Origin of the sequence: Bacteroides sp. OM05-10AA, assembly GCF_003439055.1 — a bacterium.
Classification (GTDB): domain Bacteria; phylum Bacteroidota; class Bacteroidia; order Bacteroidales; family Bacteroidaceae; genus Bacteroides; species Bacteroides intestinigallinarum.
In genome coordinates this window covers 25,557-33,342 of the sequence record NZ_QSUR01000052.1, presented here as the reverse complement: position 1 = coordinate 33,342, position 7,786 = coordinate 25,557, and the positions used below count along the sequence as shown (strand labels likewise).

The following is a 7,786-nucleotide window of genomic DNA, read 5'->3' as shown; positions in this document are numbered from 1 at the left end:
GGACTTACACCCGTTAGATAATGCTCATGCCGAGCGTACAAAGAAACAGGGCAACGAAGTATCACTACTCCATTGCCCTGTTTTTTTGTAAACCTACTATATATTAACCCCTTTAGTTTTTATTTCTTTCTCAATGTCACGTCGCTGATTTCTACAACGCCGCCTTTGTTTTGTGAAAGAATAGCCAGATAACAATCCTTCAGAATAGCAGCATCATCGTCAGTATCAGAAACTTCCAAGTCAGCATTTGCTTTCTTACTGCTAATTGCATTAACTACTTGTCCCATATCATAGTAAACCACTACTTTAGTCCATTTATCAGCATCTTTAACTTTAAAGTTGTACTGTGCGCCAGAAGCATTTGGTTGAGCATCTGCATCGTAGTCTCTACGCATGAAAAAAGTAGTATTGTACTTACCATTATCGTTCTTTTCTTCATTGGTCTGTTTGATGTATACACCTACCGGAGTACCTGCTTCTTTAGCTTTTGCATAGAAAGTAAGAACATAAACACCTTTTTCCAAACCATCGGTAATACGTTGTCCCAGGAAAGCCTTATACCAAGAGATATTCTTGTCGGCACCGGAGTTGTCCAATTTCATCGCATTCGGATATTTAGCATCTCCTGTTTGTTCCCAAGCAATAGTAGTAGCTCCATCAGCTTCATTATTCATGATAAACCACTCTCCTGCAGTTGCTTTGTTAGCGTTAGTCACTTTAGTCTTCACTTCAGTGGCAAATTTTTCATTCTTTATCAGGTTCTGTGCACTTACACTTACTCCTGCAATGACCAAAAGGCCGGCAAATAATACTTTTTTCATCTTACTGTGATTTAATTGTTTATACTTTATTTTTTCTTGCTTAAAAAATCTACTTCATCTTACTTCACTTGTTGGATCACAAATTCATATTTACCAGTCGCTTTCTTTTCTTCTGTCTTTAGTGTGATGCGGTAAATCTCCTTGCCCCATACGTTAGACAGGCGCGGGTCATCTAATTTGATTGTTTCCAGTTCTGCTTTAAATTGTGACGGATAGGTCATTTCCACCTTTTGTCCTTTCACTTCGATTCGAATTTTTCCTTCAGATGGGAAAGTAACATTGCCCCAGGTTAAGAAATTCAATTGATTAGGAGCAATAACCTCATTCAATGTGTAACTATCACCGATAATTAATTTATTATTATCAAGTGCGTAAGAGCGAATCCAACTTTTCACTTTCGCCTCTGCCGGATAAGCAGTAGCTATATCAGTAGAGAACGTACGTTTCTTCTCATTACAAACTGTGTTTGTCGCTTTATACTCCTGGCCGAATTTCTGCGGTACTCCGTTAATCATCGGCAAATTGTGATAATTGCTTTGCATGGTCCAGATAGTATAGCGGTCTTTACCGAACGTCTGTTTGGTATAGGTACCTACACCGGCATCAATAATCACGGGAATCGTATTCACGTATAGAGAGAAAGTTCCTACATCATTGTGATTATGACTTTCGTTATTAAATCCGCCTTTAGCGGCAACGAACATACCATTCTTGTTCTTCATATAGCAGAACTCTGTTTCGGGATACCAGGTTACATCCGGCATATCGTGTTTCGGAGTTGCTTTTGCGAGTTCATTACAGCAAAGCAGAGACTGGAGAGAACGGAAAGCATCGTTGCCCATGGTAGCATACGGCTTTCTCCCATTCAGCAGGTAAGCGGCAAAATGCATCATTTCATCGCTGTTTACAGCTTTACCAAAACGATAAATTAATAAGGGATCACCCCCTCCTTGTGCCGATGCATCAGCAAAGTTCACCACCCAGCCATTGCCCACGTATGAGCGGGACATATATTCTCCCATCCGGCGAATCATCGGCTCATTGAACAGAGACAGTTTTCCACCTGTGCCCTCGGAGAGTATCTGCAAATAGTCATAGAGTTTGCCGGCAGCATGTCCCCAGTAGGATGTACCTTCTTCACAGGCACCGTCGGACTTCACGAAATTGATAAATTTGTCGACTGATTGCATAGAGCGGTAAACGGCTTTTGCCAACTTGTCTTTATTGTTCTCCATCAGGAAGAAACATTGCAGGGCATTCGAGTTACACCAGGGATTCCAGTTGTTGATGATTTCCCCCGGTTTCCAGTTAAAAGCCATCCACCACATTTCATCGTCGTTCATATATGGATCGAGAATACGTTCTTTGATTGCTTTACGCATCTGTAAAGATACCACGGGATTGATTTTGTCGAATGGTTTACGGAAGAAATAGTGCACCCAAGCCATTAAAGCTCCATATCCGCCTGAACCGAGGTCAATAATTTGTTCGCGGAAATCGGGCAGTGAACGTTTGCTGCTCTGGCGAGGTAAGTGTGCGGATAAAACCCATGAATTCATTTCACAGCTCATATATGCTCCGTTCAGTAGTTGGTCGATGAAGCGTCCTTTTCCTTCGGCCAGTTCGGCGAGCATCAAGGTGTTAAGTGCCTGGCGGTTGGCGTCATAAGGAACTTCCATCACTTTCCGGTTACCGCTACGTTCGTACTCCAAATAAGCAGTGGCAGGTATCAGTTGCCATTTATAGTCGAGGAGTTTTTCACCAGCTTCGATGAGGCGCTGTTTATTAGGGCCCATCAACGAGTCCCAAGCGGCGCGATCTGTATAAGCAGGGTAAGGCACCCAAGCCTGTTTCATTACCAACACGTTTTTCAACGTAGTTTCGTCTGCCGCTTTCTGCAGCATATTGCGTTCGGTATATGCGTTTGCCTTGAAAGAAAGACTTCCCAAAGCTGCTACCAGAAAAACACAAAGCAAATGTTTCATTTGAGTCATGGTATTTTCATTCATTTAAGTATTGCAAAGATAGTGTATCTGATAAAAAATGAGGTGAGTAAATCATACGAACCTAATGACAAAAAAGTACATACTTCAAAATTTATACTCATAATTGCTTCATTTCAAGCTTTTAGGTTATAGAATAATCGATTTCACTCATATCTAAACAGAGATTTCATCTCAAAAATACAGAGATTTCGTTCCAAGAAAACAGAGGTGCCATTTTAGCAAAACAGAGGCTCTGTTTGAGGAAAATAGAGCCTCTGTTTATTCCAAATAAAGGCTCTATTTTGACATTCAGTTCTCTTCCCGTATTTCAGACCTTAATCCCAATCGCTAAATTCAAAACTCAACTGTTCCCAAACACCATGTTGCTCATCGGCTTCTTCTTTTGGATTGGAGACAGAAAGCCCGATGAGCCGGATCGGATGTTGTTCATATTCCACACTTTTAAGCAGTTCCTTGGCAAGTGGGAGTACACGGTCTAAGGTAGTTAGTTCCTGCGATTGAGTAAGGCTTCGGGTGATCTGGCTAAAATCATGAAACTTGATTTTCAAGGTAAGTGTGTTTCCCTTGAAGTCTTTTCGCTGAAGACGTTCAATCAGCTCTACTGCAACGTGATATAATTCGATTATGACCGATGAACGGGCCGAAATATCCCGTTCCAATGTACGTTCACAGCCGATAGATTTACGGATACGAATTGCTTCGACAGGACGTTCGTCAATTCCTCTCGAACATTCATAATACAGTGTACCTGCTTTTCCAAAATGACCTGTCAGCATTTCAAGAGAACATTTCCGTAGTTGAAGTCCGTTGTGGATACCCAGTAAATGCATCTTCTTGGCAGTCACAGGTCCCACTCCCCAGAAAGATTCAATAGGAAGACGGGCGATGAAATCAAGAGCTTGTTCCGGGTGAATAGTACATAGGCCGTCCGGTTTGCGATAGTCCGAAGCTATTTTAGCTAAAAATTTATTATAAGAAACTCCGGCAGATGCAACAAGGTTGAGTTGCTCGCGAATCTTCTGCTTTATTTCCTTGGCTATATCCACAGCCAGGGAAATATCTTTCTTGTTTTCAGTAACATCCAGGAAAGCCTCATCCAGAGACAGAGGTTCGATGAGGTCTGTATATTCGTGGAAAATCTCATGTATCTGGCGGGAAACGGATTTATAAACGTCCATCCTGCCGGATACGAAAATGAGTTGGGGACAAAGGCGTTTCGCCTTTTGGGAGGACATGGCCGAACGAACACCATAACGCCGGGCTTCATAGCTGGCAGCAGCCACAACTCCCCTCTCTTCAGCATGACCTACTGCTAAAGGTTTGCCACGAAGTTCAGGATTATCACGCTGTTCTACAGAGGCATAGAAGGCATCCATGTCGATATGTATAATCTTTCTCTGCGTCATTCTTTAGGATTAGCAGAGCAAACTTACTACAAATTCCCGAATAATCCCCGCTTATCGGCTCAAGAAATAATACGCTTATGTTTTTTATAGATATAAGTCAAAAAACATTCAATATCCTGTTTAATCTACTTCTTATAATGTTATATTTGCATATCGTCTATGAAAAGCATAGACATACCTGATAAGTTTATGCCACCATACAATCATTTAAGATTATGAAAAACATATTATTTGGTTTATTAATAATATCTTGCAGTGTTCCCATATTTGCTCAAAATGGAATCACTTTTAAAGTTGAAAGGCTCTCAAAACCTGAAGAATTACTCGATTTGGACTCCCAAGACGACATTTATAAAAGTCTTATATTATCATACATGGACATAGAGCCTTATGAAATAAAAGAGAAGAATATCGAAATACCTTATCATATCATTGCAAAGAGCCAATCTCCCGACAGTCTGGTATCCTTTGGAACTAATTCTTTTTTCAACGGTATGTATCAGGCTTATGCAGATCACAGACCATTTGTTCTGTCCCCAGACATGATTTGGCTACTAATCAGCCAAGGATTTGCACGACATATAAATGCCAATCAGGAATCAATGAGAAATGATCTCGTTGATTTCTCCGGCAAACTGTCCTTAATTGTAAGAGCAGACAAGAAACTGGAAGACCCAACTTTTTCATGGGAAGAGATCTTTCCTCAATTCACAAAACAAATATCAGAACATGTCGGTAACCATCTGACTGAATTGCTCACCTGTAATTTTTCAACAACCACTTCCTTAGAGAAAGTTGCTTCTGAAATAACAATCATGGAAGCTGTGAAGCCATACTTTGAGTTTATAATCATACGCATTGTCTGTGGAATACCTGAAATAACCCTCGAAGGAACGCCGGAGGACTGGGAAAAACTACTGCACAAAGCCAGAAGCTTGAAAGAATATAAACTCGAATGGTGGATTTCCGAACTGGAACCTCTTCTGGAAGAATTTGTCAAAGCCTCCAAAGGCCAGGTGGACAAAAGCTTTTGGCGCAATATGTTCAAATATCATTCACAGAAGCAATACGGCGCTCCGAATATTATTGATGGATGGATTGTTAAATTTTTCCCTTATGACAAGGAAGGAAGAAGAAATAATCTGAAACAACTTGAAGGCAGAAATTGTCTCCCCGATGAAATAGTGAAGGTAGATGTAAAGTATCAGGAAGTATATACTGATGCCGTCAAAGAAACTCCATTAGAATTTTGGGCAGGTTTCATCGGACTGGAGCAAAATAGTAAGAATTTTGCTCTGCGACCACAAATTGGTTGGATGGTCAGAAAGAAAGACGTTAACAATGACGGATTAAAAAACAAGTTGAGTGCTGATGCACAAAATAACGGCTGGGGCAGTGGGATTAACATTAGGGTAAAGGAGTTTCCTACTGTCTTGTTAGAACTGAAGGAGATAAAAAGGTTGGATATCCAGTTTATCGATAAGATCGATATACCGGATGAAATATCAAAGATAAAAATTGAATCGTTAACCCTATATGGAAAGATAACCAAAGAGGGAATAGAGCGCATTAAAAAGCTATTGCCCGATACGGATATAAAAATAAATGGCTCGCGAGGTGGAATAAATTCATTGATAGCCCCATAAAAAAGAACACTCAATGTTACTATTGCAACGTTGAGTGTTCTCTTTATAGATACTAATGTTAGTATAAAGTGGACCTGGAGGGAATCGAACCCTCGTCCAAACGAGGAAATCATAAGCTTTCTACATGCTTATCTTTGCCTAAATTTTCGTGCAGGAACAGAACCAAAGCCATCAATTCCTGCCTTATCCTCTAAAGTTTCATCAAAAGTGCGAGGCCACTTCCAACTATCCCCGATGTAACTGCACCACTGAACCGGAATGCTTCGGAGCAACAGCTTCCGAGTGATGTCTCGTCCTGGCACCTAGTGCCTGGATTAAGCTAATCTACTGTGATTCGATTAAGCAGCAAGAGCGTAATTAGTTTCGCCAGATAAAATTTTGATAACTGATATTTAAGTGGAAATTACCGACCCACTGCATGCTTACCTACCATTTCTGCCCGCTGTCAAATCCAGTCAAGCCCAAATTCTTATTCGTACAGAATAGCGATTATTTAGAACGCTTTCCAAGGGTGCAAAGATAGGAAATGTTTTCTAAATTACGAGAAGACGTTAGCAAATATTATATCAAAGCATTATCTTTACGGAGCTATTTTATACTTAAAATGAAAAAGCATCATGAAGAACCAACCAATAACATGCTATTTATGAAGAAGAAATTTTTATCTAAAACACTTATATTCAACTCATTCGCTGCTGTTTGTATATTAGGAATCAGTATCAGTAGCTGCACATCTAAAAAAAAGACTCATATGGAAACAACCGGTACTACGGAAAATGAATTAACGATGTTAGTAGGTACTTACACTTCAGGAACCAGTAAGGGTATCTATAGCTTCCGCTTTAATGAAAAAGACGGAATTGCTGTCCCGTTGAGTGAAATAGAAATAGAGAATCCTTCTTATCTCGTTCCATCCGCTGACGGAAAATTCGTTTATGCAGTCAGTGAATTTAATGATGAGCGGGCTGCTGCCAATGCATTGGCTTTCGATAAAGAGAAAGGCACTTTCCAACTATTAAACTCACAAAAGACTGGAGGGGAAGACCCTTGTTATATTATCACTAATGGTAAGAATGTGGTGACTGCCAATTACAGTGGAGGCAGTATTTCTGTTTTTCCTATTGCCAAGGATGGCTCTCTCCTTCCTGCTTCCGATATCCTGAAGTTTGAAGGTTCGGGAGTAGACAAGGAACGGCAGGAAAAATCTCATTTGCACTGTATACGGATTACTCCGGATGGAAAATACCTGTTTGCTGATAATTTAGGAACAGATCAAATACATAAATATGTCATCAACCCGAATGCAGATATCACCAACCAAGAGAGCTTCCTTAAAGAAGGACAACCAGCAGCCTACAAAGTAAAAGCCGGTTCAGGCCCTCGCCATCTGACATTTGCCCCAAACGGTAACTATGCTTATCTGATAAATGAGTTATCGGGCACAGTCATTGCTTTTGAATATAAAGACGGAAACCTGAAAGAGATGCAAACGATAACTGCTGATACTGTGGGAGCCAAAGGAAGTGCAGACATTCATATCAGCCCAGATGGAAAATTCTTATATGCCAGTAATCGCTTGAAAGCAGATGGCATCGCTATCTTCCGGATTCATCCGGATAACGGAATGTTAACGAAAACAGGCTATCAACTTACAGGGATTCATCCGCGTAATTTCATCATCACGCCTAACGGTAAATACCTGTTAGTCGCTTGCAGAGATAGCAATGTGATACAAGTTTATGAAAGAGACCCAGATACGGGATTGCTAACGGACGTGCACCGGGATATTAAAATAGACAAACCGGTTTGCATACGGTTTGTTCCATAACTTATTATAACTAATCCATAAAGTTACTGTCTCCGCCATTATTGCGACTCTGAATCTGCTCTCCTATACAAATCAAATC

At 40.5% G+C, this 7,786-nt stretch carries 5 protein-coding genes and 1 other RNA gene; 2 read left to right on the top strand and 4 right to left on the bottom strand.

Going from position 1 to position 7,786, the window contains the following annotated elements; genetic code table 11:
- Positions 1-119 precede the first annotated feature (119 nt).
- From DXB58_RS25395 to dinB, 3 genes are all read right to left on the bottom strand, one after another.
- Positions 120-821 (bottom strand): DUF4627 domain-containing protein, encoded by a 702-nt coding sequence (locus tag DXB58_RS25395; protein ID WP_122138665.1) that lies wholly within the window; start codon positions 819-821, stop codon positions 120-122.
- Positions 822-880: 59 nt separating this feature from the next.
- Positions 881-2,815: a heparinase II/III family protein gene (locus DXB58_RS25390; RefSeq protein ID WP_122138667.1), complete on the bottom strand. Its 1,935-nt coding sequence runs from the start codon at positions 2,813-2,815 to the stop codon at positions 881-883.
- Between the two features lie 326 nt (positions 2,816-3,141).
- A complete protein-coding gene (gene dinB / locus DXB58_RS25385) occupies positions 3,142-4,233 on the bottom strand; it encodes a DNA polymerase IV (protein ID WP_122138664.1) in 1,092 nt (363 codons plus the stop codon).
- A gap of 215 nt (positions 4,234-4,448) precedes the next feature.
- Between dinB and DXB58_RS25380 the strand changes: the two genes are divergently transcribed.
- Entirely contained in the window at positions 4,449-5,879 is a 1,431-nt protein-coding gene (locus DXB58_RS25380) for a DUF4419 domain-containing protein (RefSeq protein ID WP_122138663.1), read from the top strand.
- Between the two features lie 66 nt (positions 5,880-5,945).
- On the opposite strand, the gene ssrA is transcribed toward DXB58_RS25380, so the two are convergent.
- Positions 5,946-6,342, bottom strand: a transfer-messenger RNA (tmRNA) gene (gene ssrA / locus DXB58_RS25375).
- Positions 6,343-6,525: 183 nt separating this feature from the next.
- On the opposite strand from ssrA, the gene DXB58_RS25370 reads away from it, so the two are divergent.
- Entirely contained in the window at positions 6,526-7,707 is a 1,182-nt protein-coding gene (locus DXB58_RS25370) for a lactonase family protein (RefSeq protein ID WP_122138666.1), read from the top strand.
- Positions 7,708-7,786: the final 79 nt, after the last annotated feature.

Bases quoted from the DNA above. Each gene is read 5' to 3' on its own strand.
- DXB58_RS25370 (WP_122138666.1), top strand. From the start codon at position 6,526: ATGAAGAAGAAATTTTTATCTAAAACACTTATATTCAACTCATTCGCT.
- DXB58_RS25395 (WP_122138665.1), bottom strand. From the start codon at position 821: ATGAAAAAAGTATTATTTGCCGGCCTTTTGGTCATTGCAGGAGTAAGT.
- DXB58_RS25380 (WP_122138663.1), top strand. From the start codon at position 4,449: ATGAAAAACATATTATTTGGTTTATTAATAATATCTTGCAGTGTTCCC.
- dinB (WP_122138664.1), bottom strand. From the start codon at position 4,233: ATGACGCAGAGAAAGATTATACATATCGACATGGATGCCTTCTATGCC.
- DXB58_RS25390 (WP_122138667.1), bottom strand. From the start codon at position 2,815: ATGACTCAAATGAAACATTTGCTTTGTGTTTTTCTGGTAGCAGCTTTG.